The organism is Methanobrevibacter thaueri, assembly GCF_015062905.1.
Taxonomy (GTDB): Archaea; Methanobacteriota; Methanobacteria; order Methanobacteriales; family Methanobacteriaceae; genus Methanocatella; species Methanocatella thaueri_A.
This window is the reverse complement of sequence record NZ_SUTK01000017.1, coordinates 12,005-37,149: the sequence shown is the minus strand read 5'-3', so window position 1 is coordinate 37,149 and position 25,145 is coordinate 12,005. Positions and strand designations below refer to the sequence as shown.

At 35.5% G+C, this 25,145-nt stretch carries 25 protein-coding genes and 1 tRNA gene; 9 read left to right on the top strand and 17 right to left on the bottom strand.

Translation table 11 applies throughout. The annotated features are described in order from the left end of the window. Positions 1–74 precede the first annotated feature (74 nt). The gene (locus E7Z79_RS05080; protein ID WP_287412609.1) at positions 75–761 is read left to right on the top strand and encodes a V-type ATP synthase subunit D; all 687 of its coding nucleotides are present in this window, start codon (positions 75–77) and stop codon (positions 759–761) included. A gap of 257 nt (positions 762–1,018) precedes the next feature. On the opposite strand, the gene E7Z79_RS05075 is transcribed toward E7Z79_RS05080, so the two are convergent. The 5 genes from E7Z79_RS05075 to dnaG all read right to left on the bottom strand — a co-directional run bounded on the left by E7Z79_RS05075 (position 1,019) and on the right by dnaG (position 4,712). Then, positions 1,019–2,203, bottom strand: a complete 1,185-nt coding sequence (locus E7Z79_RS05075; RefSeq protein ID WP_303738891.1) for an ATP-grasp domain-containing protein — start codon at positions 2,201–2,203, stop codon at positions 1,019–1,021. Positions 2,204–2,232: 29 nt separating this feature from the next. Next, a tRNA-Gln gene (locus E7Z79_RS05070) sits at positions 2,233–2,304 on the bottom strand. A 56-nt stretch (positions 2,305–2,360) separates the two neighbouring features. After that, the gene (locus E7Z79_RS05065) at positions 2,361–2,759 is read right to left on the bottom strand and encodes a DUF1284 domain-containing protein (protein WP_303738890.1); all 399 of its coding nucleotides are present in this window, start codon (positions 2,757–2,759) and stop codon (positions 2,361–2,363) included. 40 nt (positions 2,760–2,799) lie between these two features. Beyond that, entirely contained in the window at positions 2,800–3,402 is a 603-nt protein-coding gene (locus E7Z79_RS05060) for a biotin transporter BioY (RefSeq protein ID WP_369693432.1), read from the bottom strand. Between the two features lie 59 nt (positions 3,403–3,461). Continuing rightward, a complete protein-coding gene (dnaG, locus tag E7Z79_RS05055; protein ID WP_303738888.1) occupies positions 3,462–4,712 on the bottom strand; it encodes a DNA primase DnaG in 1,251 nt (416 codons plus the stop codon). 425 nt (positions 4,713–5,137) lie between these two features. On the opposite strand from dnaG, the gene E7Z79_RS05050 reads away from it, so the two are divergent. The 4 genes from E7Z79_RS05050 (at position 5,138) to E7Z79_RS05035 (ending at position 7,780) form a co-directional block, all read left to right on the top strand. Further along, positions 5,138–5,875 (top strand): RraA family protein, encoded by a 738-nt coding sequence (locus tag E7Z79_RS05050; RefSeq protein WP_303738887.1) that lies wholly within the window; start codon positions 5,138–5,140, stop codon positions 5,873–5,875. 110 nt (positions 5,876–5,985) lie between these two features. Continuing rightward, positions 5,986–6,273 (top strand): Gar1/Naf1 family protein, encoded by a 288-nt coding sequence (locus E7Z79_RS05045; protein ID WP_303738886.1) that lies wholly within the window; start codon positions 5,986–5,988, stop codon positions 6,271–6,273. A 32-nt stretch (positions 6,274–6,305) separates the two neighbouring features. Further along, a complete protein-coding gene (locus E7Z79_RS05040) occupies positions 6,306–7,247 on the top strand; it encodes a transcription initiation factor IIB (protein ID WP_303738885.1) in 942 nt (313 codons plus the stop codon). A 62-nt stretch (positions 7,248–7,309) separates the two neighbouring features. After that, entirely contained in the window at positions 7,310–7,780 is a 471-nt protein-coding gene (locus E7Z79_RS05035) for a hypothetical protein (RefSeq protein WP_303738884.1), read from the top strand. Between the two features lie 27 nt (positions 7,781–7,807). Here E7Z79_RS05035 and E7Z79_RS05030 read toward each other — a convergent pair whose 3' ends face one another. From E7Z79_RS05030 to E7Z79_RS05020, 3 genes are all read right to left on the bottom strand, one after another. After that, positions 7,808–9,703, bottom strand: a complete 1,896-nt coding sequence (locus tag E7Z79_RS05030; RefSeq protein WP_303738883.1) for an MJ1255/VC2487 family glycosyltransferase — start codon at positions 9,701–9,703, stop codon at positions 7,808–7,810. Between the two features lie 445 nt (positions 9,704–10,148). After that, positions 10,149–11,039 carry a DMT family transporter gene (locus E7Z79_RS05025; protein WP_303738882.1) on the bottom strand — a complete coding sequence of 297 codons (891 nt, stop codon included), beginning with the start codon at positions 11,037–11,039 and terminating at the stop codon, positions 10,149–10,151. Positions 11,040–11,043: 4 nt separating this feature from the next. After that, positions 11,044–12,123, bottom strand: coding sequence for a hypothetical protein (locus E7Z79_RS05020; protein ID WP_303738881.1), 1,080 nt, complete (start codon positions 12,121–12,123; stop codon positions 11,044–11,046). Between the two features lie 42 nt (positions 12,124–12,165). On the opposite strand from E7Z79_RS05020, the gene E7Z79_RS05015 reads away from it, so the two are divergent. Together E7Z79_RS05015 and E7Z79_RS05010 are read left to right on the top strand one after the other, a co-directional pair. Continuing rightward, a complete protein-coding gene (locus E7Z79_RS05015) occupies positions 12,166–12,975 on the top strand; it encodes a sulfite exporter TauE/SafE family protein (protein WP_303738880.1) in 810 nt (269 codons plus the stop codon). Between the two features lie 9 nt (positions 12,976–12,984). Next, the gene (locus E7Z79_RS05010; protein ID WP_303738879.1) at positions 12,985–13,344 is read left to right on the top strand and encodes a lipopolysaccharide assembly protein LapB; all 360 of its coding nucleotides are present in this window, start codon (positions 12,985–12,987) and stop codon (positions 13,342–13,344) included. A gap of 38 nt (positions 13,345–13,382) precedes the next feature. Here the strand turns inward: E7Z79_RS05010 and E7Z79_RS05005 are convergent, their stop codons facing one another. From E7Z79_RS05005 to E7Z79_RS04970, 8 genes are all read right to left on the bottom strand, one after another. Then, positions 13,383–13,583, bottom strand: coding sequence for a hypothetical protein (locus E7Z79_RS05005; protein ID WP_303738878.1), 201 nt, complete (start codon positions 13,581–13,583; stop codon positions 13,383–13,385). 27 nt (positions 13,584–13,610) lie between these two features. Further along, a complete protein-coding gene (locus tag E7Z79_RS05000; RefSeq protein ID WP_303738877.1) occupies positions 13,611–14,450 on the bottom strand; it encodes a hypothetical protein in 840 nt (279 codons plus the stop codon). A 1-nt stretch (position 14,451) separates the two neighbouring features. Further along, the gene (locus E7Z79_RS04995) at positions 14,452–14,775 is read right to left on the bottom strand and encodes a YbjQ family protein (protein ID WP_303738876.1); all 324 of its coding nucleotides are present in this window, start codon (positions 14,773–14,775) and stop codon (positions 14,452–14,454) included. Between the two features lie 7 nt (positions 14,776–14,782). Further along, positions 14,783–14,974, bottom strand: a complete 192-nt coding sequence (locus E7Z79_RS04990) for a DUF2116 family Zn-ribbon domain-containing protein (protein ID WP_303738875.1) — start codon at positions 14,972–14,974, stop codon at positions 14,783–14,785. A 12-nt stretch (positions 14,975–14,986) separates the two neighbouring features. After that, positions 14,987–15,775 carry a TatD family hydrolase gene (locus tag E7Z79_RS04985; RefSeq protein ID WP_303738874.1) on the bottom strand — a complete coding sequence of 263 codons (789 nt, stop codon included), beginning with the start codon at positions 15,773–15,775 and terminating at the stop codon, positions 14,987–14,989. An 8-nt stretch (positions 15,776–15,783) separates the two neighbouring features. Next, complete coding sequence (gene pyrH / locus E7Z79_RS04980; RefSeq protein WP_303738873.1) at positions 15,784–16,461, bottom strand: UMP kinase; 678 nt, start codon at positions 16,459–16,461, stop codon at positions 15,784–15,786. A gap of 133 nt (positions 16,462–16,594) precedes the next feature. Beyond that, entirely contained in the window at positions 16,595–17,278 is a 684-nt protein-coding gene (locus E7Z79_RS04975; RefSeq protein WP_303738872.1) for an MIP family channel protein, read from the bottom strand. A 36-nt stretch (positions 17,279–17,314) separates the two neighbouring features. After that, positions 17,315–18,448, bottom strand: coding sequence for an adhesin (locus E7Z79_RS04970; protein ID WP_303738871.1), 1,134 nt, complete (start codon positions 18,446–18,448; stop codon positions 17,315–17,317). Between the two features lie 463 nt (positions 18,449–18,911). Between E7Z79_RS04970 and E7Z79_RS04965 the strand changes: the two genes are divergently transcribed. Both E7Z79_RS04965 and E7Z79_RS04960 read left to right on the top strand, forming a co-directional pair. Next, positions 18,912–23,846, top strand: a complete 4,935-nt coding sequence (locus E7Z79_RS04965; RefSeq protein ID WP_303738870.1) for a hypothetical protein — start codon at positions 18,912–18,914, stop codon at positions 23,844–23,846. Between the two features lie 266 nt (positions 23,847–24,112). Then, positions 24,113–24,550 (top strand): hypothetical protein, encoded by a 438-nt coding sequence (locus tag E7Z79_RS04960; protein WP_303738869.1) that lies wholly within the window; start codon positions 24,113–24,115, stop codon positions 24,548–24,550. Between the two features lie 17 nt (positions 24,551–24,567). On the opposite strand, the gene E7Z79_RS04955 is transcribed toward E7Z79_RS04960, so the two are convergent. Next, positions 24,568–25,140: a ZPR1 zinc finger domain-containing protein gene (locus tag E7Z79_RS04955; protein WP_369693431.1), complete on the bottom strand. Its 573-nt coding sequence runs from the start codon at positions 25,138–25,140 to the stop codon at positions 24,568–24,570. Positions 25,141–25,145: the final 5 nt, after the last annotated feature.

The following is a 25,145-nucleotide window of genomic DNA, read 5'->3' as shown; positions in this document are numbered from 1 at the left end:
GGGTTAAAGAAGAATTTATTGAACAATACCTTCCAAAAGATGACTAATCTCATTACAGTAATGTAGGTGATTAAATGGCACAAGATATTATAGATGGAATTAATCCAACTCGTATGGAATTATTATCCCTTAAAAACAGGACTAAACTGGCTGTTAAAGGTCATGGTTTGCTCAAAGAGAAAAGGGATGCTTTAATCAAAGAGTTTTTTGATATCTTGGATCGTGTCAAAGGTATTCGTGAAAACGCAGAATTAAGTCTAAAAGAAGCAAACGAAGCTTTAGTTGAAGCTCAAATTGCTATGGGCGATTTAGCAGTTAAAAAAGCTGCATTATCAGTCAAAGAATCCATTGATGTTGAAATCACATCAAGAAGCGTTATGGGTGTAGCAGTACCTGTTACCAATGTTAAAATGGAAGAAAGATCCATTATTGACAGGGGTTACGGTTTTGCAGACACTACCATACAATTAGACGAAGCTGCAAAAAAATTCGAGGAATCTCTCAAGTATTTAATCGAACTTGGTGAAGTAGAAAAAACAATTTTCCTGCTTGCTGAGGAGATTGAATCAACTAAACGTAGAGTAAATGCTTTAGAGCATATTATGATTCCAAGATTCCAAAATACTGAAAAGTATATTGATATGAGACTCCAAGAAATGGAAAGAGAAAACTTTGTAAGATTGAAAATGATTAGGTCAACAATGGAGAAAAATGAAAAAGCTGCTGCAGCGGCCGAAGCCGCTAAAAATGCAGAAGCTTAAATTTTTCTTAATACTTCTCATTTTCTTTTATTTTTTATTATTTTTTTATTTAGAGTTAAATTAAGAGTTTATTTTTAAAAAGAGTTTTTATTAAGAAGTTACTGTAAAAATATTTTTTACTGGAAATGGTGTAATAATGAAAAGAAATCCAATAGACCAATTTATGAAGGACCCAGACAATAAGGCCAAATTATTTATCTGGATGACCCGTGCAATGATTATTACTACTTTTTTAATAACAATTGGCGTAATAATATTTATTTTGCATCTAGTTGGTTTCTTTTAGCTGACTTATTAACAATTTCACCGGTTAATTCTACTTTTTCATATAATTTTTCAAAATCGGCATCACTGTCAATGATTGTCAATAAAGGTTCATCCTTTTCGGTGATGGATCCGATATGCGGCAGGTCATAAATGTTGTCCAAGTCCATCGGATGGTATTTCATTCTTGTTGGTGAGTAAATTATTTTTTTATAGGTATAACATTGTGCCTTTGGAATTTCAATGACTTCGCCCTGGCATGCCATGATGTGTGCTTCAAGCATGTTTATTCCAAATGATTTTTCAACACATTCGAATGTGCCCTGCAGCCTCGGATTTATTTCTATGACATACAATCCGTTTTCATTTAGGATATAGTCAACTCCGTTTGATCCTATCAGATTGAATTTTTCGATTAGTCTTTCACTTGTATCTTTCATCTCTTTATTGATGTTGTCAATGTCGTTGATGTCACTCATTATGGATTTGTCTGTCAGAGGCAATATGTTTCCAACATATATGAATGAATTTTCCTCTCCAAAGTCATTCATTGTAAGCAATCTTGTATTTGTTATGGTCTGTGTTTCATTTTCACTTGACAACACAGATGAGCTTAGGCTGATTCCTGAGACATATTCCTGAAGGATGAATTCATTATCACCAAAATCGATATCCATATCATTATTCAATAGGTTGATGTCATACCCTCCACTTCCTTTAAGCGGTTTTAAAATAAATTGAATGTCTGGATGATTTTCATTTATTTCAAATGCTTCACCTATATCACTTAGGTGAAAAGTCATAGGGGTTGAAAATTCATTTTCAATTTCCTTGTAGAATCTGAACTTATTCTCGATGCGGCCCACATCATGATTGCCCAATATCTTTTTTCGGTCTTTTTTTGAAAAGTCATTTGGCGATACGCCTGAGATGGGAATGATGTAGTCAACTTCATCAATATAATCCTGTGACATTTCCAGGATGCTTCTGCTGTCGAAATTGTCTTCAAAGATTCCGCAGCTTTCCCCGTCGCTTTCCTTTAGTATGATCTTTTGGTTTTTGACGGTTGGGGTATCGGATGTTGAAAAATAGCTTGTGGAGTAAATATCATAGTCTAGCTTTAAAGCACTGTTAAGCATACTTCTTGTATCAATTCCAATAAGCAATAGCTTCTCCATAAAAAATCAGTAAAAAAAGTTTATAGAAGTAGTCCCGAGCGGAGTCGAACCGCCGTCTCCGGGTCCAAAGCCTAGAAGGATTACCACTACCCTACGGGACTATACTCGTTGTACTGTATACAACAATTAATATATATTTATCATGTAGTATTTAAACCTATCGGTTATTTGATAATTTTTGATAAAATAAGCATTTTTCGCTCCACTTACAATTAAAACAGATTTTTGAAACACTTTCCTCTGTATCGAATATTTCATCAATTTTATTAAACAGTTCAGTGGAATTATGCTCCTTTGAGTTGTCTAATTTTTTCAGCACTTCCCTGTCCATTGAAATTATCCTTTCGTTTTGTGTTTTATCTTCACAAATTCCATCGATCAGGTTAGGGCATGATGCGCAGATGTCATCAGCACAGTCACAAAGTGTAACGGTTGTTTGAGGCAGTTTTCTTTTGGAATTAATAAGAGTCATGTTTTCAACAAAGGCCTTATCATAGCCATATCCCTGAAAACCCTTAAGACATAACAGATGATGTCCTCTTAATCTAAGCTTCATTAAAATCAAAAAATAAAAAAAGAAGGTTTTATAAAAAACCTTAGTCTTTTGGTAAAAATACTTTGGACACTGAAGCTGCACCTAATATTTTTACAATATCTCCAGCAATGAATGGAACAAGACCCATCATTAAAAGATCCACGATTCCAACAGGAGTTCCTTGCATACTTAAGAACAATGCAAGACCTGCTAAACCAGGAATATAGATTAATGCAAAGTTTGCAATTCCAATTGTTAGAGCCATTTTTTTGAAATTACGTGCATCAGCATATTTTTCAGTAATTAATCCTACAAAGTAAGATGCGATAACGAATCCAATTAAGAATCCTCCGGTTGAACCTAAGAGTATGTCAAGTCCGCCGGTCATTCCTCCAAACCAAGAAATGAATGCAACACCTAAAACGATATAGAGGATTTGGCTTAAACATCCGTATTTTTTACCTAAGAATAAACCAGAACATAACACTGCGAAGGTCTGTGCAGTTATAGGAACTGGAGTCCATGGAAGCGGAATAATGATCTGTGCCATTATACCGGTTAAACATGCCATCATCAATGACATGAGTAGTTTAGTAGCTACACTAGCGTCCTGTATTCTTTCGAAAACATTTTTTCTAGTGCTGTAGTAACCATCGATATTAATATTCATTTTTTACCTCCAATTTCCGATGTTTAAATTTTATTAGCATGAATTTATTCTTATTAGTTTATAGTTATTAATTTAACATTTTGTGGTTTTTTAACAATGTTCATGGATTTGAAAGCAACCAATTTGTTGATTCCTTTTTCAGATGCAACATCAACCAATCTTTGGGAGATTACACCATCGAATATGACTGTATCAGCGGTTCCTTCAATATTCTTGATTTCTTCGTAGATGTTTTCCACTTCAACTTCTTTGGTCATATTAAATGCTTCATCCAGAATGGCTCCGCAGCCGGTTCCTTCAAATTCTTTTAACATGTCTTTCATTAATTTGACTTCATCGTCTTCAACTTCAGGTTCAGGTTCCTTTACAACTTTCGGCTTTTCGTTGCGGTTGTATTTTTGATTTCTTCTATTGTTTCTGTTGTTGTTTTCTTTTTTATGATTGTTGCCGTTGCTGGAATCATTTAAAATGTTTGTTGTAGCTAAGAACTGTGCTGTAGGAACTTTGTCTCTGAGTGCAACAAGAACTTCGTCTTTTTCAAGATCTTCCACTTCTTTTCCTTTTGGTGCACGTGTGATGTAGTCCACTTCTCCAATTTGCAGGAGTTCTTTTAAGATAAGTTCTCCACCTCTGTCACCGTCAACAAATGCAGTGGTGGTTCTTTTTTTACTTAATTCACCGATAGAACGAGGCACGCTTACTCCTTCAACAGCTACTGTATTTTTGATTCCGTATTTGAGTAAGTTCAATACATCGCTACGTCCTTCCACAACAATGATTGCATCGGATGTGTGTATGCTTGGGCCAGCAGGAAGACGGTCTTCTCCGTATTCAGAGATTTCATGAACTCTCATTGCTTCTCTTACTTCCTCGATCATTCTCATGCTGGTAGGGCCAACGCTTTCAACCATCTTTTTGTAGATTTCTTTTGCACGGTTAACGACTTGTTCCCTTTTGACTGCCCTTACATCTTCAACTTTTGTTGTGTGTATCTCTGCTTCACAAGGACCGACTCTATTGATGGTTTCGAGTGATGCAGCGAGAATGGCGGTTTCAACTCTGTCTAAACTGGAAGGAATTACGATTTCACCTTTTGCTCTTCCACTGTTGGAGTGGATGTTAACTTGGATTCTTCCTATTCTTCCGGTTCTTTGGAGTTCTCTTAAATCTAAATCATTACTAAGTAAACCTTCAGTTTGCCCAAAGACAGCACCAACAACATCTGGTTTTTCAACGATACCGTTAGCAGTAATTTGAGCATGGATTAAATATTTTGTTGTTGTTAATTCTTCACCTTTTCCCATATTTAAGCCTCCTAAGCTTTTAATCGGGATAATTTATGTAATTGCTAAAAATTTAAATTATTTTTAGGTGAAACTTGCATAAATTACACGATAATCTTGCCTTTCGACCTTTTATACACTAAAAAAGAGCTAATACATTTTTGAGAAATTCACTATCAGGTATTACTATTTATTTCTTAATTAATTTGGTTATTTGGTTTTATAACTTTATCTTAACTTTTAATTTTCCCCAATACTAAATTTCTCCCTTTTTTGATAAATTAATAATATTTAATAATAATGAATAATGTATGTAAACTCTATGAGTATATAAATGATAAGTATTATTTCAATACTACAATTAATATTTAGATTAAACTAATATATAAAATCTATGAAACTATTTTAATCATGTCGAATAAATTATTAATACAAGTGGTGAATTCATGTCAGTAACTCCAAAAGATATATTAAATAAAAATAAGAATTTAAGAAAACGTGTTGATGTTAGTGAAATTGATTTAGATGGTGTTTCAATCGATGATTTGACCTATAATGGCAAAAATTATTCTGAATATATTAATTTAATGTCCCTGCTTGAAAATGTTTCTGCATGTCAGGTTTCCGATGCTTATAATGGGATATCAAAAAGATCAGGTACAATTCAAAATATCAAACCGGTCAACAATCAAAAAGTTTTCGGATCTATTTTTACAGCAGAAACTTCCAGTGATGATTGGGGAACATCTGCCCTTGCAATAGACAGCGCCAGTGAAGGGGACATACTCTTTTTCAAAGTAAGCTCAGAGGATAAGGCTATTTGGGGTGAATTGGCATCAACTTGTGCTCGTGATAATGGTATCAAGGCGACTGTCATTTATGGATCTGCAAGAGACCTGGATGCACTTTTATATATGGATTATCCAGTCTTCGCTTCTAATTTTTGCCCAAATGCAGGCTCCGCCTTAGGATTGGGCACTTTAAATGAAAGCATTGAAGTGGAAGGCACCACCATTAACCCTGGTGATTTTTTCATTGGTGATGAAAGCGGAATTGTGGTTATTCCTAAGGAACTGTTTGCAAAAACAATGCTTGCAACACTTGAAGTCAAGGTCAAGGAATCCAATATTATCAAAGCGATTGAAAGTGGAAAAACATTGGCCGAAATAGTTGGACTCAAATAGAAAAACATTTAAATAGAAATCAATATTTATATATAAATATATCGATAACTTTATATATAACCTATTTCTAATTATATAAATGATACAGATTTGATTTTAAGTTTGATTTTATGAAATTTTTAGGAAACAGTTTGCATATAGCAAACTCTGGAAAATTAATAGCGAGGTCCACCAAAACACCTTCACCCGGTGGAATTGTATTCGATAGCAATAAAAACAAGATTGGTAAGGTAAGTTATGTTTTTGGACCTACAAAAAAACCATATGTCTCTATTAGGCTATTCAGATCAGCAGATAGGGACAAAATTGAAAAAAATTGTGGTGAAAAACTATTTGTATCAAAACCAAAATCCAAAAAACCTAGAAGAAGGAGGATGAAAGCACGACACAAAAAGTAAAAGAAGCTCCTGCAAGGGGACGCACAAGAGCCATGGACGACAAAAGAACTGATGTTTATGACGATTCAAAACAAACAGTATGTCCTGAATGTGGTTCAACAGAGTTAATTGGTGACTATGAAAGAGCAGAAGTAGTTTGTGCTCGCTGCGGATTGGTCATTGATGAAAATCTTGTAGATATGGGTCCTGAATGGAGAGCATTTGACCACGAACAAAGAGACAAACGTACAAGAGTTGGAGCGCCAATCACTTACACAATTCACGATAAAGGTCTAAGTACAATGATTGACTGGAGAAACAAAGATATCTACGGTCGTGACATTCCTGCAAGGAACAGGGCTCAATGGTATAGGTTAAGGAAATGGCAAAGAAAAATCAGAATTTCCGGAGCTACTGAAAGGAATTTGGCATTTGCTTTAAGTGAACTTGATCGTGATTCTTCAAGGCTCGGACTTCCAAGAAGCGTAAGGGAAGCCGCAAGTGTAGTCTACAGAAGTGCAGTGGACAATAAGCTAATCAGAGGAAGAAGTATCGAAGGTGTTGTAGCCGCTTCTTTATATGCTGCATGCAGGCGTTGTAACGTACCTCGTACCTTAGATGAAATCGCTGAAGTTTCTCGCGTAACCAAAAAGGAAGTTGGAAGAACATACAGGTTCCTAACCCGTGAATTGAATATCAAATTGCCACCAACTTCTCCAGTGGATTATGTACCAAGATTTGCCAGTGAATTAGGTTTATCCGGTGAAGCACAATCCAAAGCTATTGAAATCATTGAAAAGGCAATGGAAAAAGGATTGACTTCCGGAAGAGGACCTACCGGTGTAGCGGCAGCCGCATTATACATCGCATCAGTTTTACTTGGTGAGAGAAAAACCCAAAGGGATGTAGCTGACATTGCCGGAGTTACTGAAGTTACAATACGTAACAGGTACAAAGAATTAACTGAACAATTAGAAATGGGCGTAACTTTATAGTTTCCCCAGATTAATGAAGTAATTACTTTATTAATCACTTTTTTTTATTTTGAGGATTTAAAATGGATAACAAATTTTCATTGATTATCATTATTGCGGTTATTCTCATAGCTGTTGGAGGATATCTAATTTTTTCAAGTTCATCAGGCAGTGTTGTTGAAGATTCATCTGCTGCTCCTTTAAAGACTCAAGACTTTGAATTATTTGAAATTGATACTCCTGAAGGGTCAGACTTCAAAATTAAAAATGAAATGGATGGAATGAAATTTTATCAGAATAATGGAAATCATTCAGGCAATTTTTCAGGAATCATCATTAACAAAGGACTGACTGAATTTTTAATTGGTGATAACTCCTTCAATTTAAGAAATTCCACTTCAGAACAGATTTATTCATCTCAATTTAAAAATGAGACTGTATATAAATATGTTTCTAACCATGATGATGTGGATGTTATTTTAATAGGCAATGATTTAAATCTTTTGAAAGAGGTTTCAGGAACTATAAAGATTAAGGATGTCAGTGGCCTTTAAACATTTTTACTCCGTGAGGAATATTCCTCACCTTGAGTATTTTTCGATTCTATAGATCAATTCACGGATGATTCCCTCATTGTCCGTCTTTTTAACTTTTTCAAGCCTTTTTTGATATTTTGGCAGTCTCTTTAAAAAATTGTCTATTTTTTTGACGCTTAACTTTTCCTGATATTCTCCGTATCCTAATTTTTGAACATAAAAGCCATTTAAGATCTGTTCAAAGTTTCCACTAGCCGGAATTGAATAGATTGGTTTTTTCAGATAAATCGCTTCTGAGATGAATGTAAATCCGCCATTGCAAACTACGGCTTTGGAAGATGCCAAATCATCGTAAAATTCATCTTCATTAAACTTCTTAAATGTTAAGTTTCCGTCAGTTTCATTTTTATCAAATCCGTAAGCTATGAATTGTTCATCTTTTAGGGATTTAAGTCTTTGAACAAGTTTGAAACTCTCCCTGCTTGTTTGATAAACGATAATATGATTTCCTTCTTTTGGTTCTAATTTACGAATTTCCTCACGAAGGATTGGAGGATATAGCACCGCATGTTTTCCGGATTTTATCTTAGGATAGAAAAAGCTAGTGATGATGTGGACTCTTGGGTTAACTACATATGTTTTAATAACTCCCTTTGCCTTGAGCAGTTCGCCCAAATATTTTTTTGGATAGTCTATTTTGGCCTGAGTCATTATGTGCATATTGTCTAAGCTGATTAATGGGATTCCCCTTAGCTTCGCCACCATAGTGGCATATATTTCAAAGTCAGTCACGATTACATCCGGCCTTAACTGCCTTGCTTTTTTATAGAGGTTTTCATATCCAATTTTAATATTTGTAGGATTTCGTTTTAGTGCTTCTGCGAAGGTCTTTAGGTTATCCACTTTATTGTTAATGTAAACTGTGTTGAATCCACCTATTTCATGGACATTGTCGAATTTTGAATTCAGATATTCATAGGCTCTATCGCTTGAGAATATGTGGACTTCATACTTGTCCTTAATTCTGTCGACAATTACTCCGGTTCTAATTGCATGGCCCATTCCCTCTCCGCAAACACAATAAAATACTACCTTTTTAGATCTTCTGCGACGTAGGGATTTTATTTGGGTTCTTGCACTATGGATCTTATCCATTGATCCGGTATATGTTTCTTTGATTTCATTTATTCTTTCAGCACCTTTTTCGAGTCGGGATAATCTTGAAGTTGTGATTTTTTCATGACCATGGTCAAAATTGTAATTCAGTTCGCTGGCATCTGTTCTTTTTCCTAAAAAGTCATTGACAGTACTTTTTCCGTATTGCTGAATTAATGTTGTAATTCCCTCTTCTTCAAGTCTTCTGGTTGAAACACCGATTTTAGCATTTCTCAATACTTTGAAACGTTCTTTTTTAGCCAGCCTTTCAATATAATCAGTATCTTCACCGAAAGTCAATGATTCATCAAATCCGTTGCATTCCTCATGCAGTGACCTTTTGGCGATAATTCCGTAACAGCCTGCACCATGGGGTTTGATGTTTTCGACACCGATCATAAAGTAATTTGCAAAATCATGGAATAATTTATCTTCTACCTTGTTTGACATAGGTTTCATTTGTGTAATGGCTATTCCAAGTTTTTCCATTCTAAATTCATACACGACATTTCTCAGATAATCTTCTGTGAGTTGCAAGTCCGAATCTAAGAATAATAAAAGCTCTCCTTTAGCAACTCTGGCACCACTGTTTCTGCCTACTGCAGGAAGGCCTCCATCAACAACAATGCAACCATATTCCTTTGCAATCTCTCTTGTTTTATCAGTGGAGTTAGCATCGGCTACAATAACTTCATAATCATCAAAATCTTGTTCTTTAATACTTTCCAAGAGAATTGGGAGGTATTCCTCCTCATTATAGGCAGGTATGATTATGCTGAAAATCATATGTTTAAATTTATTTTTAAATATAATAAATTTTTGTAATTTTTGCTTTTTTTTGTCTTTTGGATTGATTTTAATTATTTTCTTGAATGAAATTCTTTTCCAAGATGGACGGATTTTTGCCAAAAAATCGAGTTTTTTGAAAATTCTTTTTTCAGCAAATAAAATTGTTTTTATCTTTTAATTTCATACTTTTTGATTTATTATTTTAAAATTTATTTTTCCTGAATGTTGTGGCAGTAAAATTAGGTTTTGGTGAATATTTGTCAATTACTGTATGAAAATTGTTTCCGAGTAAGTCAATATTTTTTCCACTTTTCCGGTCAATCATGATTAGTAATACTTGTTTTATTTTTTAGCTTTTAAAATCTTTTAATTCGCAAAAAAAGTATTGATTTATTATATTTTTTGATTTGAAGCATTTACAGTTGAAATGCACCTCTCTCTGTCAAGGTATTTTGCTGTCATTTCGACTCAACATCATCATTGCGATAATGGTTAATATGAATCCGCAAAACATTAACGGGGTTGGAATTTCGGAATAAATCAGAAGTCCAAAGATGAGGGCTGCAAACGGTTCGGCTCCAGACAGGAATATGGATGATGTTCCTGAATCCATATAATTTAAACTGATTGTTGATAGTATGTAAGGCAGGGCAAACGAAAAGGTGGAGTGCAGAATCAGGAATATGATTGTCAGTACCGGATTTATGAAAACGAATCTTGAGATTTGACCGAAATCACTGAATGGAATCAGGGCGATTGTAATGAATATTATTGAATAGAACAGTATTGTGAATGTGTGATTTCCATTTTCCATGGACTTTTTAGAGGCCATAAGATAGATTGCCCAGAAGAGTCCCGCACCGATGCCTGAAAGGATTCCCAACATTGGAACATTTCCCAAATCGCTTTCCAAAATTCCTGTCATCAGTACGCATCCAAAAATGGCCAGAATCATGCATATAAACTTTTTTGATGTAATTTTTTCTCCAAATATGAAATATGCAATTACCAATACGTAAATTGGGGCAATTGACAATAACACTGCCGCCAGAGAAAGTGGAACAGTATTCATGGACTGGTTATAGCACAGATTAAGTCCTATGATGCATATGGAACATGCCAAAAATAGGGGAATGTCTTTCAAATCTATTTTGAACAGTTCCCTATCAGTCGCCAGAATGGCTATCAGTATCGGAATTATCGCTATTGAAAACCTTAAAAACAGCAATGTTGTGGCATCAATTCCGTTTTGTGTCAGCGTTCTAACGAATATTCCGCTTGATCCAAACATCATTCCCGCAAGGATAGGTAAAATCAGATAGATTCTTTTCATCATATCATCCTAGATAGGAGTAGGCATTCCATGTGACCGTATAATACTCGCACGAATTGTTCAGGGGAACTTTCAAATCGTTGATGAGTTTCATTTCGTTGTAGCTTGGGTCAATGTGGTATGTGGTCTTATTTGATGAGGTGTCATGGTTAATGACCTCCACGCTGATGTTTCCCAAGTCAATTTCTCCGGTGGGATTTACAATATCCACTGTGTAGTAGTCTGGTTCGGCGCCTGCAAAGGCGACAGTAAATCTTAATAAAATAACTAAAATCACGAAAAAGTAGATTCCAAAACGGTTGAAAAGATATCTGATTTCTGAAAATCCGCGATTTCTATATACGGGTTGTATTGATTCATTGTCCTCAAGTAATTTTTCATCCCCTAGGACTTTTCCTACAATATAGTTTAGGTAAAAGCCGTTTCTGTAAACCAGATACAGTCCCAGGATTCCGACATATGAAGGGGTTGCAAACATCCCTCCGTCTATTATTCCAATAAACAGGCAGCTTGAAAAGAATGCCATCAGGAAGTTTGTAAACCATGGGCGCTTTTGCATTGACAGTATGATGGTTGCAAACAATATTGGAAAGAGCAAAACTACAAGAAATGCAAAACTTGGAACATATTGATATAGTCCCACTCCTGTGTTGATGCCGCTTTGAATAAATGCTCCCATTATTTGAGTTAGAAGTGCTCCTAAAATGGACTTTAAAAGGTGAGTATGCAGAATGCTTGTGGAACTCATGCCGTTAGTCATGGAGCAGAATACTGTGTTGAGCCCAATCCCCATTTGCATTCTAAAGATAACTTCCAGCATAATGCCTAAAACTAATAAAGCCGTACCTAATGCAATTGATATTTTCAGATACTTGGTGGAATCAACGTCTTTTTTAATTATTTGTGATAATATTAAAAACAAACCTAAAAGGCCAAAGAATATTATGTCTTTTCCTTTTGATGATCCCATTAAAAATAAATATGTAACTGGCCTTATAATCGGAGTGAAGATATCTGTTACAAAGATTAATCCCGCAAATACGATAAAGATTAATCCGGCTATGATAGTTTTATTAAGTTTCATTAACAATAATTTAAGTATTAATACTTTAAATAAATGATGTTTATGTTTCCAATTGAATATTTCATAGGGCTGATACTGATTGGTATCTGTGCAGGTTTTGCATCAGGGCTCCTGGGCATTGGCGGAGGATTTCTAATTGTGCCTCTGCAATACTTTTTGTTAAAATACATCGGTGTCGAACCTGATTTGGCAATACTGATATCATTTGGAACCAGTCTGGCCATAATCATTCCGACATCACTCAGCGGAGCTTACAGACACACCAGAACAATGGACAATATCATTAAGCCGGGAATCCGATTGGGCATTTTTGGAATAATCGGAGGTGCAATTGGAGGGTTTGTTGCTTCAGCTTTGCCTTCAAGGATATTGGAAATAATATTTGGCCTTCTATTGTTATTCATTACAGTCAATAACATTGTCAACATCAACAAGGAAAGGGAAGAAGCCAGAATACCATTTAATTTAATCACAGCCGGAATAATCGGTCTTTTGGTCGGATTTTCCTCAGGACTTTTAGGCGTAGGTGGAGGGATATTCCTAATAGCTATCTTAACTTCGCTTTTGGGCTTTTCCATGATAGAGGCCATAGGAACATCATCCATTTTCATCAGTCTGACGGCTGTTGGAGGATTCTTGTCATATATGATTTCAGGCTGGGGAGTCAGCACATTTCCTTACTCTATAGGATATGTCAGCATCATTAACTTTGTTTTAATTGCTTGCTTTTCAGTTCCAATGGCATCTTTAGGTGCTAAATATGCCCATAAAGTGCCTCAAAAAAAGTTAAAAATCATTTTTTCCATATTAGTATTATACATGGCATTAAAGATGCTTGGAGTTTTACCGTAAGGTGATAATATGAGTCAAGAGAGAAAAGTCGGAGAAAACTTTGATGAAAAAACTGCAGGAGATATTTTTGACAAGCTGAAGAATGTTGAGGGTAAGATAAAACCCAAAAAAGATGGCAAGCTCAAAAATATATCCGATTTGATGAATGAAGCAAATTATCTGAAAGACCATGGCAAATTCGATGAAGCAATTGAGTTGTATAAGCAAGTTATTTTTGCTTTGCCGGATTCTAAAAAAGCCTATGAAGCGCTAATTGATATCTATCAAAAAAATGGAGATACTGATAGTGAAAAAGATGTCCTAAAAAAGGCAATAGGCAACTGCAAGGATGATGAGAGTTTTAAAAATAAGTTAAATGAAATAAATTAAAATGACAGCGGATGGCTGCCTTTAGAGATTTTGATTCCTCATAATACAAATCTCAGTATGAGATCTATTATGAAGAGGACTATTGCAAAATATATTATGAATCTGCCGTGTTTCTGGTATAGTGGTGTGTCCTTTTTGAAAAATACCAATACTGCACCATACACCAGGCCAATTATCGGTGAGATTACTGCAATGATATATCCTATGATAGGTATTGCGATTGTTCCTTCATTTTCCATTTTTTCACCTTTTTTTGATTATTCTGCTTAATTAATATTGATTCCTATTCCTGTGGCGGTTATGTGGATGCTGTCTCCGCCCAGTCCGATCAGTCCATATTGGATATACAAGTCCAAAATGCCGTTTCCTCCGTCTGCCTTAATCTTGTTTGCCAGGTTGATAAGGCATTCGTCTTTCCCTTCTTTAATGTTTAATAAGCGTTTTTCCTCAATTTCATCATCTTTAAGTTGGATTTTAACTTTATTTTCTATAATGATTTCAGTCTGATAAATTCCAAGAATGTCATGACTTCGATCTTCCATATCCGGACTTGTTAAAAAGAAAAAGTTCAATGAATTCAGTCTCTTGTTACTTTCATTTTCATCAAAATATAGCTCCTGCTCGACATGCACTTCTTGACTTTGAGTTTCCCATCTGACATGTCCTCTAATTTTTTTCAATTGTGCAGCAATTTTTTTGCCTGCCCATGAGATGTTGGACATAAGAGCACCAATAATCACCAAAAGAATATAATTTATAAGTGTAGGGAATGCCGCCTGTAAAATTACAATGATTGACCCTGCAGTTATCAGGTTCATTCCTAATGTGGGATTTTTTAAAATGAAGCTATAGATTGTGGTATCGATAAAGAGGATGAATGCACTTATTGCACCTAAATCCTTGCCGAGGAGTCTATTGGCAACTACCGTTTCCACATATCCTGCACCCAAAGGTGCAAAAATCAATCCTAGATTCCATCCGACGATTGCAATCTTGAAGTATAGGAAAATGGCATAAACTATAAGTCCGAAGCCAGTACCCAATGCTATGCTTAACACTACTTTTCCGGCATATCTAAAATCAACTTCGTGGTCCTTAATTTTCATATTATTCGTATTTTATGGCGGTTCCATATGCAGTGACAAGGATTGTATTTCCCATGGTTCCGCCCAGGTTATCATATGAGATTTTAAGGCCGATTATTGCATTTGCACCTAAGCTTTCGGCTTTTTCCTTCATGCTTTCAAATGCAATGTCACGGGCCTTTTCCAATTCCTCTTCGTATTGTGTGGTTCTTCCACCAACAACATCACGAACGCCGGAAAATATGTCCTTATAAATGTTGGACCCAATTAGGGATTCGCCGGTAACCAATCCCTTATATTCAATGATTTCCTTATTTTCTAAAGTATTTGAGGATGTTAAAATCATATTATCTCTATTTTACAAAGGTCAATATGGCCCAAATTATTAGGAATATTGCTATTACTATATATAGGATTATTTGTGACCTTTTTCTTTGGTTTAGTCTTGCGTCCCAGACCTTTTGACAATCCGGTGAGCATACAAGTTCATTTAATGGTATTGGGGTTCCACATATTGGGCAATGTTTATGAGGGTCTACTGCCATTTTATCATCTCCTTATATTTTGAAAAATTCTTTAGTATTTTTATTAACTTGATTTGCAAGCTCTTCTGCATCCATTCCCATGCAGAGGGCAATTGTTTTGAGGATGTGAGGTAAATATTTAGGTTCATTTCTGTTCTTTTTAGGTTTCACATCAAAGTTTTTCGGTATCAGGAAAGGGGCATCTGTTTCTATCATCAGCTTTTCAGGGGGAATTGCACTTACTGCTTCCTGCAAGTCTCTTCCTCTTTTCATATCGCAGATCCATCCGGTAACACCAATAAAACAGCCTAAGTCAACATAATTTTGTGCTTCCTGTTTGGTTCCTGTAAAACAGTGAACAACTGACCTTTCAATTACGCTGTCATGTCTTTTCAGGATATCATACAAATCCTTGTGGGCTTCTCTTTCGTGTAGAAACAATGGCATGTCTGTTCTTTCCGCCACCTCTATTTGGGCTTCAAACCATTTCCTCTGCAAGTCCTGTGGTGAAAAGTTCCTATTGTAATCGAGTCCGCATTCACCAATTGCCACCACACAATCGCTTTTGGCTATTTTTTCAAGCTCAAACATTGTATGTCCATTGCAGGTTTTGGCGTCATGGGGATGTACTCCTGAAGTTGAAAACAGGGTTCCAGGATATTTTGATGCATATTCTGCAGCCATATGGCTTGAATGCACATTGGTTCCGGTAATGATAAACTGTTTTACGCCAGCCTTTTTAGCTTCTTCGATGATTTCAACACGGTCTTTTCTAAAAGATTTGTGCATCAGGTTTAAACCGATATCTACAAGATTGTCCACTAAATCACCTATTCATTGATAATTCTGGTTCCTATATTTTCACCATTAACCGCTTTGATTAGGTTTTCAGGTTCGAATCCGTTGGTAATGACTGTTTCCAGGTCGGACCTTTTAATCATTTGTACAGCTGTGGTGTCAAAGAATTCATATGTTCCTGCTTTAACGTCTTTGCCGCTTAAAAATTCAAGAAGGTCTGTTGCGGTAATTTCAGGAACAAGTTCAGCGTCATCAAACTTGTTAGGGTCTTTGGTGTACATTCCATCGACAGATGTTAGGTTAATGAGCTTGTCCGCTTGAATATATTCTGCAAGTATTGCTGAAACTGCATCTGTACTGTGTGCAGGTTCTGTTCCGCCCATAACAATTATCTTTCCGGTAGCTGAGAATTCCAAGGCTTCCTGGAAATTATGAGGCACTCTCTGATAAGCTGCATCGCCAAGTGCAGAAAGCATTAATTTTGCATTAATTCTTGTAACTTCAATTCCAATATCATCGCATTGCGCTTCTCCAGCACCTAAATCACGAACAACTCCAATATATTCTCTTGCAGGTTTTCCTCCACCTACAACAACATATAATTCATGTTCTTTTGATAAGTCCTTTAAGATAGCGGCATATTCTTGGAATTTTTTGCTATCATACTCTTTGAGTAAAATTGATCCTCCAATTGCAACAACAATTTTCATATATTCACCTTATTTATAATGTTTCTATTAGATATTATTTAAATTTTAATAAGGTTTGTTTTTTTAAACAGTTTCCAAAAAAAGCGATAAAAAAAGAATTTGTAAATAGCTAAAAAAAAGAAATTGTAGAGGATTATAAATCCTCTGTAGTTAAGCCTTTGTATAAAAATCCTGCTATAACCGCACCGACAATTGGGGCTAAAATAAATACCCAAACTTGTTGTAATGCTTGTCCACCAAGGAAAAGAGCTGGTGCCAGACTACGTGCAGGGTTAACGGAAGTTCCTGTTAATGGTATTCCCATGATATGTACGAATGCGAGTGTTAAACCGATTACAATACCTGCGACAGCACCATTTTCAACTTTTTTAGTAACACCGAGAACTGTGAATACAAATACAAAGGTTAAAATGATTTCAACGATTATTGCTCCTACAGCATTAAGTCCAACACTTGATGCGGAGCCGAATCCGTTCTGGCCAAGTCCTGTTGCTGCATATCCTCCGAGGCTTGGGGCGGAGTTAATGATTGCTACCAATAGGGCAATACCTATTATTGCACCGATACATTGGAATACGATATACATCAATAGGTCCTTTGCTTCCATTCTTCCATCAATCCACATACCGATTGAGACGGCAGGGTTGATGTGACATCCTGAAATGTCTCCAATCACATAGGCCATAGCCACGATTGATAAACCGAATGCTAAAGCAATGCCAAGAGTTCCTAACATGGATCCTGCTATGGCTGCACTTCCACAACCAAATAGGACAAGAACCATTGTTCCTATTAATTCTGCAATATATTTTTTCATAATTTCCCTCTAACGTATTATTATCTTTCCATTATATTAAAATCTTCTTATGCGCTTTAAGAGCAAATACACTAAGAAAAGTATGAATAATATTAATATGAATGGGAATATGTGTAGTAATATTGAATCGTTAACTTTATCGAAATGATATTCACTTTCAAAGCTCATATGTTTCGCATCAGTATGAGTTTGAGTAATCTTTGCAAAGTTATATAACAAATCATAATAACTTATTTGCGCTCCTTCATATTCTATGGAATCTGGTGCTCTTCCATTTTCATCCATATACTCCCTAACTATTCCTCCCATTTTGAAATAGTCATAAACGGAATATGTGTCTTTCGCCATAAATGAAATGCCCATTGGGTCTTCAGGTTCATCAAAATACCTTGGAACGTCAAGTCCGTTTCCATTCAAATAGGAACTTGTAAGATATAAGAGCTGGGCAGAAGTATAATTGCCGTATGGTCCTTTCATCTCTTTATCGTTACTTTTTATCAGTTCCTGACTTGCTTTTGCCATTACTGATGGTTTGATTATGTTGTGTGTAACCAATGCGTCACTTAAAGTTTTTTCATCGTTTCCATGAGTGTTTACGATGTCTACAATTTCCTGTGCAATTTGTTTGTTCATTTCTTCGTCGTAATTTGATATTACGCCGTCATGAACATTATTTGGGAACTCTTTTGCCGGTTGAACATAGAAAATTCCTGCATTTTTGAGGAATGTTCCAGGGTCCTTCATTCCGGCCAATGATTCATTTGAATAATTGTCATCCCATGCTCTTCTTAGGAAATTGGTATGATTATCTAAATCATAATCGCCTATATTAACGAATACTATCTGTTTATCTGAATTTACTGTAGAAGTAGCTAACTGCAGATAGTTTCCGGCATCCGATGCTGCCAAATCGACACTCACATCACTTGTCACTTCTATTGAACGCCATCCTTCTCCCGCTGCGGGAGCTTGATTGTCAACAATAACTTGTAATTCTCCTCCGCTTAATTCTTCAATATAACTCTTTAATGAGTTTAACAGTTTTACGTCACTGTCATGGTCTATAATATTATCGGATGTTATAAAAACGGTCTTTGCAGCGCTGACATCCTGTATAACTGGAGCTAATATTAATATGGCCATGATCAGTATTGCTATTTGTCTTTTCATGTCTCTCTTAACCTTGATATTAATTATATATTAATATTAACTTTATCAATAAAATATTTTTCCCACTAATATCAATATTAGCTTTAATAAGTATTTTTTTATTAAAAAAACAATTTTTCGTTCTTTATATAGTTAGTTTTAAATATTAACTGGTTTAATAGGTATTTTGAGGATTTAAAAAGATTATCTTTTATTTTAAAGTAAAAATTGCTTTGATTTAATAAATTTTAATTTTGGTAATCGAATTGAAATTAACATGAACCTGGTCATATTATTTGTTTGAAAATAATTTGTGATAGGCAGTTATTCAATAATTGCCCTACAATTTAGTGTTATCTTTCAAATTTGATTTTTTAAATTATTATTTTTAAGTCTGAACTTAAGAATAAAAAGTTAATTGCTAGTTAATAGCTTTTTGTTAATTAATAGTGTTTGTAATCGTCCTCAAGATAGGTGATTTAAAATGTTAAAAAATAATGGAAAGATGATTGTCGGAAGAAATTTCCTATTTTGTCTGTGTGTTATTTGTTTAATGTTTACTGCATTTGGATTTGCCGTTGAAGATTCATTTGCTGCTGATTTAAACGAAACTGCTGATGAAATGGGATTGGAATCCGATAATATGGCTGAACTAGAAAATTCTCAAGATAATAATGTTTTGGAGGTTGATTCACAGGATTATGAAAATGAACTGGGAGCTGTACATACTCCAAGTGGAAATAATTATGCAAATATTCAGGAAAAGGTCAATGCGGCCAGTCCGGGCGATACCATCCTATTGAAGGGAACTTACCATTCTAATGGAAATGACCGTATTCTCATCAATAAGAGACTGACAATAGCAGGAGACGGTATCGCAACACTTGACGGAATGCATCTGTCAACAGCATTTTTCGTTAATGAAAATGGGGCAGGCACAGTATTTAAAAATCTCAAATTTATAAATGGTGAAGGAGAATTGGGATCTGCAATAATCATCGATTCAAAAAATGTCCACATTGAAAAGTGTATTTTCGAGGATAATCATGCAGATAGTGGAGGCGCTATTAAAACCAAATATGACCAGGACAGGAGTTCAGGATTGATTGTGGATAATTGTGAATTTAGAAGAAATACGGGATATTCTAAAGACTTCAATCAGCCAACCTCTGCCGGTGCACTTTCAGTGTACGGCAAGGATTCGGAAATAAGAAATTGTCTTTTTGAAGATAATTGGATTAAATCAAATTTTGAAGCCTACGGAGGAGCAATACAGGTTGGTCTGGATGAAATCGGGTCAAATGTTAAAATATCAAATTGTATTTTCAGGAATAATGGTGTAATCAGTACAAACAAAAATTCTCATGGGGGTGCAGGCTGTGTCAGAGAAGGCACAGTTTATACAAACTGCATTTTCATAGGAAATTATGCCGGCCAGGGTGGTGCATTGACTTTCCATGCATCAGGTGGAATAAACAACTGTACTTTTATCAATAATTCCGCCAGCATTTATGGAGGAGCACTTTCAACCGGTTATTTATATGATTATATGGATTTGACTGTTAGTAACTGTAATTTTGATGGTAATGAAGCTCCGAATGGCGGTGCAATCCAGGCAAACGGTTTGAATATTAAAATATTGAATTCAAACTTCAAAAACAATAGGGTAACTGAAAAGGGCGGTGCCATCTATGTCAGTGCAGAGGATGTTTCAATAAAGGATTCCATTTTCAATTCAAATAATGCGAATGTGGATGGCGGAGCGATTTTCATCGAAGGCAAGAATACTTTGATTGAAGGTTCATCATTCATTGCAAATGAAGCGACACCTGATCCAAGTAAGATTGATGATGGATTGGGCGGTGCAATTTATGTGGACAGTTCACAGGCAATGGTTAAGAATAATTCATTCAGGTTCAATACCGCAAGAAATGGAAGTGCAATCTATTATGACGAATCAGGCGAAAAGTTAATATTGGAAAATAATGAGCTGTTCCAGAATCAGGCATGGGTTTATCAATTGCCTGTTTTTGCCGAGGATATTTATTACGGCGATATGGAGCAGGTGAAAGTAATCCTCATCGGAGGAAATAACATTGCGGACTTTGACAATTTGGCTGTTTCAAATGCGATATATAACGCTGCTGAAAATGTCAATATTGTAATTGATGGCGAATATCCATTATACGGTGCAACCGATAGCGGAAAGTTATATCAGGACAGCCGTGAGTATAACATCAATGTTTTTCTTTCCATTCAGCATGAGGACGGAACATTGGTTTACAATGATGTTGCACATACAAACTATTTGGGAGAAATATCAGTGGATTTGGATAATCTGAAACCTGGAAAATATTTCGTTTCAGCAAAGCACAATGAAGATACCTATTATAAAGCAATTGTGAATGCAACAACTTTTACAGTCAGTCCTAAGGTTGACAATGAGGTCAGAAAAACAGCTTCTAAGAGCGTTGCAAATTTTGAGGATGTGGTGACTTGGACTATAACCGTTACAAATCATGGTCCGAATGATTCAACAGATGTGAAATTGGAGGATGTTTTGCCTGAGGGGCTGATTTTGATAAGCACCACAGCAGATGAAAAGTATGATAAGCAAACGGGCATATTGAAAGTTGGTGATTTAAGAGCTAATGAAACATTCACATTTCAGATGACTACTGTTGTCAATGCAACCGGAACAATTGTAAATAAGGTTAATGTAACCTCTAATGAATTTGATTCAGATATTGAAAATAACCATGCCGAAGAGGAGATATTTGTCAATCCTGCAAGTGATTTGTCAGTCTCTAAAAGCGTTTCAAATTCCTCCCCGAATTATAGGGACCAGATTATTTGGACAATAGAAATATCAAATAATGGCCCTGACGACGCTCATGATGTGATGATGTATGATTTGCTTCCTTACTCATTAGTGTATGTCGATTCAGACAGGGACTATTCATCAGGTTCAGGAATATGGAATGTCGGAACCTTGAAAAAGGGTGAGAAAGCGACTATTAACATCAGATGTATCGTCAACGGCACTGGATTAATCGAAAATTTGGTTTCAGTTAATGCATCCGAGTTTGATTATGATGAAACAAACAACAATGATAGTGAAAGGATAACTGTAAGTCCTTCAAGCGATTTGGCTATTGTCAAGACAGCTAATGCAAGCGATGCAAACTATCATGACTTGGTTAAATGGACTTTGACAATCTCAAACAATGGCCTTGATGCTGCAGAAAATGTTGAGATTGTTGATTTGCTGTCGGATGGCTTTACCTATGTCGATTCAGTTTCAACTAAAGGAAATTATAGTGACGGCATATTTAACATTGACTGCATTGAAGTAGGCGAAACTATAACTATTGAGATAATAACATTGGTCGAAGCTACCGGAGGGTTTACAAACTATGCCAATGTCACCTCCGATAATTATGATTCTGACTTGACAAATAACGAAGATGACGAGGGGATTTTTATCAATCCTGCATCTGATCTGTCAGTTACAAAATCCGTCAGCGATTCAAATCCAAACTTTAATGACATTGTAACCTGGACAATTGAAGTTGTAAACAATGGTCCTGATGTGGCTCATAATGTGACCATTAGCGATCTGCTTCCTGATTCATTAATCTGGATTGATGATGACAGTCTTGGGGATTATAATCCGATTACCGGAATACTGTTCATTGATGAGCTGGACGTTGAGGAATCATTTGAATTAAACATCGAATGCAGGGTAAATGCAACAGGCCTGATTCAGAATATTGTTTTGGTGAATGCAAGTGAATATGATTACAATCTTACTAACAACATATATAATGAAACAATCGATGTTGAAAAGGCCGCTGATGTGGATATAATTAAATTGGTCAACAATACCTCTCCAAATTATAATGATTTGGTTGAATGGACATTGGTCATTTCAAATAAGGGTCCTGATAAGGCAACAGATGTCTATGTTGAAGACCAATTGCCTGAAGGTTTGATATTGGTAAGCTATAACGCCACCAAAGGAATTTATGATAATGGCGTTTGGGCCATGTGCTGTTTAAACAATGGAGATGTCGAAACAATTCAGATAATCTGCAGGGTTAACAAAACCGGTAAGATCATCAACTTGGCTGAAATCCATGCCAATGAATATGACTGCAATGAAAGCAATAATAAGGATAATGAAAGCATAGATGTTCCATTGGCTGTGGATTTGGAGGTATTGATGAATGTCAGCAACAAGAATCCCATATTCGGTGATGAGGTTACCTGGATAGTCAGCGTAAAAAATAATGGTCCGGACAATGCAACCCAAGTGGTTCTGGAAGATATTCTGCCTGACGGATTGATATTTGCAGGATATGAATCAAGCAGCGGAACATATGAGGATGGTGCATGGAATATCGGTTCATTGAATGTCGGGGATATTGCTTATCTCAATATAACCACAATTTCAGATAAATTGGGCGAAATCACTAGTAATGCTGAGGCCAGCTCCAGGGAATATGATTGGAATATGGACAATAATCATGCAGAAGACTCAATTGACGTCAGGCCTATTGCTGATGTGTCAATTGAAAAATTTGTTGACAAGACTTCTCCAAAATACGGTGAGATCATCAAATGGACATTAATCGTGTCAAACAAGGGTCCGAATGTTGCAACAAATGTTGTAGTTAGGGATATCCTTCCAAAAGGATTGCAATTCATAAAATCTAACGGGGATTACTCAAATGGCATTTGGAGAATTGAAAGCTTGAAAGTTGGTGAAGCAAAATCACTTGAGATAATATGTAAGGTTGTTTCAACCGGAAATTTCAACAACAATGTCGAAGTTTGGGCTGATGAATTGGATTTAGATGAATCCAACAACAAGGCACAAAAATCAATAAATGTCGGTCCCGCCAGCGACTTGGCAGTGACAAAATCCGTTTCTAAACGTCATTACTATGTTGGTGATGTAATAGAGTATGTCATTGAAGTGGTCAACAACGGCCCGGATACTGCACGAAATGTTAAAGTAAGTGAAATATTGGATGACTTATTAAAATTAAAATCATTTAAGGTTACAAAAGGCAAATTCAATAAGTTTGCCAATGTCTGGACAATCAACAGTCTTGGCTATGGCCAATCAGCAAAATTGGTTATCCAAGTTGTTGCAATCGGCGAAGGCACTATCAAAAATACAGTTGAGGTGACCAGCGATTCATTCGACTATGATAAATCCAATAACAGGAATTCAGTGACAGTCAATGTTACAGAAAAGCCATTGGATAATTTGAATCGCCCTAATGATTCCAGTAATGGCTTAAAAAGCAATCTTGAAATCCATCCAACCGCTAATCCAATTGCGGTTTTGATGCTTTGCCTGATATTTTCACTGATATTTTGCGGTAACGATATCTCAAAGAAAAATTAATTTAAAGTAGCACTTGTGCTACTATTTTTATTTTTTTTGAAACGATTTTTCAAAATTTTTCAAGTATCAAAATTATTAATTTTGTGATTAATTATTTTATATCTTGGTGCAAAAAACGACCGAATAATCGTCCATTTCTTTAAAATAATCAAAACCTTTATATAAAACTTCCAATAAATATTTGTTTAGATATTGATGTAATTATAATTTTTTTGAAAAGTTCGTAATTAACTCAATATTATTAATTAATCAAAAGAGGTGTAATTATGGCTGAAGAAGAAAATTTTGAAGAAACTGAAGCAGTTCTCGAAGAAGACATCGACGAAAAATTACCTTTCGCTAAAGCTGAAGTTGTACGTTTGATGAAAGAAAACCTTGATGATGACAAGATGATTCGTGAAAGGGTAAAAGTGGAAATGAACATCTTCCTCGGTGAAGTGTTAAAAAATGTATGTAAACAATTGAACGAATACCCATACACTACAATCGAATACGAAATGCTTAAAGAATCAATTTATCCATACACTAACATCGAAAGAATTAATCAAGAAAAAGAAAGAATTTTATTACATTTAGAAGCTATTAAAGCTGATTGTAATGCATTAGCTATGGATGTTCAAAGAACATTAAAATTAAAAGATGTTGCTGAAGAAGACACTTTTGTTAATTTTTCAGTTAATGATGAAGAAGATGAAGAAGAATAATCTTCTTCTTTTTAATTCTATTCAATATGGCTAAAACCTGTTTTTAAATCGTGCAATTCCTCATCAGGAATTTCAAAAATCTCTACATTTTCACTAACGATATTGCTTTGTCCGAATGGATCAAGTATGATTAGTGTAGCAGTACTATTTCCTTTTTTAAGCTCTTGAATTTGATTCAATGTATCCTTTGCATTTTTTTGAGATTCTGCATCCTCAAATAGTGTCAAAGCTTTTTTAACGGCACTTTCAAAACGGGTGAGCACTCCTTCCACATTGGTTACATAACCTTCTGATTTTGGACCAGGTTCCACTTTCACGCCGATTTCAGGAATAATGACGGTAGCGGATTGTGACCTGACAACCCTAATGGATAAGTTATTCTTATTTATTTCAAGAACATATTTTGCAGGATCATTCTGTTCCAATGCAATAATGTCTGAGTGTTTAAATCCACATGATGGGCATAAAATGGTTGTTTCCATTACATTACCAAAATGAGGTATCTCCATTTCCTTCATAATTGATTTTGCAAGACCTTCAACACCGCATGCAGGACATTTTATAATCATTTCGTTAATTGTTTCGTTAATTGTTT

What these genes read in the sequence shown, in the direction of transcription:
- E7Z79_RS05080 (WP_287412609.1), top strand. Translation starts at nt 75, where the DNA reads ATGGCACAAGATATTATAGATGGAATTAATCCAACTCGTATGGAATTA.
- E7Z79_RS05075 (WP_303738891.1), bottom strand. Translation starts at nt 2,203, where the DNA reads ATGGAGAAGCTATTGCTTATTGGAATTGATACAAGAAGTATGCTTAAC.
- E7Z79_RS05065 (WP_303738890.1), bottom strand. Translation starts at nt 2,759, where the DNA reads ATGAAGCTTAGATTAAGAGGACATCATCTGTTATGTCTTAAGGGTTTT.
- dnaG (WP_303738888.1), bottom strand. Translation starts at nt 4,712, where the DNA reads ATGGGAAAAGGTGAAGAATTAACAACAACAAAATATTTAATCCATGCT.
- E7Z79_RS05050 (WP_303738887.1), top strand. Translation starts at nt 5,138, where the DNA reads ATGTCAGTAACTCCAAAAGATATATTAAATAAAAATAAGAATTTAAGA.
- E7Z79_RS05045 (WP_303738886.1), top strand. Translation starts at nt 5,986, where the DNA reads ATGAAATTTTTAGGAAACAGTTTGCATATAGCAAACTCTGGAAAATTA.
- E7Z79_RS05040 (WP_303738885.1), top strand. Translation starts at nt 6,306, where the DNA reads ATGGACGACAAAAGAACTGATGTTTATGACGATTCAAAACAAACAGTA.
- E7Z79_RS05035 (WP_303738884.1), top strand. Translation starts at nt 7,310, where the DNA reads ATGGATAACAAATTTTCATTGATTATCATTATTGCGGTTATTCTCATA.
- E7Z79_RS05030 (WP_303738883.1), bottom strand. Translation starts at nt 9,703, where the DNA reads ATGATTTTCAGCATAATCATACCTGCCTATAATGAGGAGGAATACCTC.
- E7Z79_RS05025 (WP_303738882.1), bottom strand. Translation starts at nt 11,039, where the DNA reads ATGAAAAGAATCTATCTGATTTTACCTATCCTTGCGGGAATGATGTTT.
- E7Z79_RS05020 (WP_303738881.1), bottom strand. Translation starts at nt 12,123, where the DNA reads ATGAAACTTAATAAAACTATCATAGCCGGATTAATCTTTATCGTATTT.
- E7Z79_RS05015 (WP_303738880.1), top strand. Translation starts at nt 12,166, where the DNA reads ATGTTTCCAATTGAATATTTCATAGGGCTGATACTGATTGGTATCTGT.
- E7Z79_RS05010 (WP_303738879.1), top strand. Translation starts at nt 12,985, where the DNA reads ATGAGTCAAGAGAGAAAAGTCGGAGAAAACTTTGATGAAAAAACTGCA.
- E7Z79_RS05005 (WP_303738878.1), bottom strand. Translation starts at nt 13,583, where the DNA reads ATGGAAAATGAAGGAACAATCGCAATACCTATCATAGGATATATCATT.
- E7Z79_RS05000 (WP_303738877.1), bottom strand. Translation starts at nt 14,450, where the DNA reads ATGAAAATTAAGGACCACGAAGTTGATTTTAGATATGCCGGAAAAGTA.
- E7Z79_RS04995 (WP_303738876.1), bottom strand. Translation starts at nt 14,775, where the DNA reads ATGATTTTAACATCCTCAAATACTTTAGAAAATAAGGAAATCATTGAA.
- E7Z79_RS04990 (WP_303738875.1), bottom strand. Translation starts at nt 14,974, where the DNA reads ATGGCAGTAGACCCTCATAAACATTGCCCAATATGTGGAACCCCAATA.
- pyrH (WP_303738873.1), bottom strand. Translation starts at nt 16,461, where the DNA reads ATGAAAATTGTTGTTGCAATTGGAGGATCAATTTTACTCAAAGAGTAT.
- E7Z79_RS04975 (WP_303738872.1), bottom strand. Translation starts at nt 17,278, where the DNA reads ATGAAAAAATATATTGCAGAATTAATAGGAACAATGGTTCTTGTCCTA.
- E7Z79_RS04970 (WP_303738871.1), bottom strand. Translation starts at nt 18,448, where the DNA reads ATGAAAAGACAAATAGCAATACTGATCATGGCCATATTAATATTAGCT.
- E7Z79_RS04965 (WP_303738870.1), top strand. Translation starts at nt 18,912, where the DNA reads ATGTTAAAAAATAATGGAAAGATGATTGTCGGAAGAAATTTCCTATTT.
- E7Z79_RS04960 (WP_303738869.1), top strand. Translation starts at nt 24,113, where the DNA reads ATGGCTGAAGAAGAAAATTTTGAAGAAACTGAAGCAGTTCTCGAAGAA.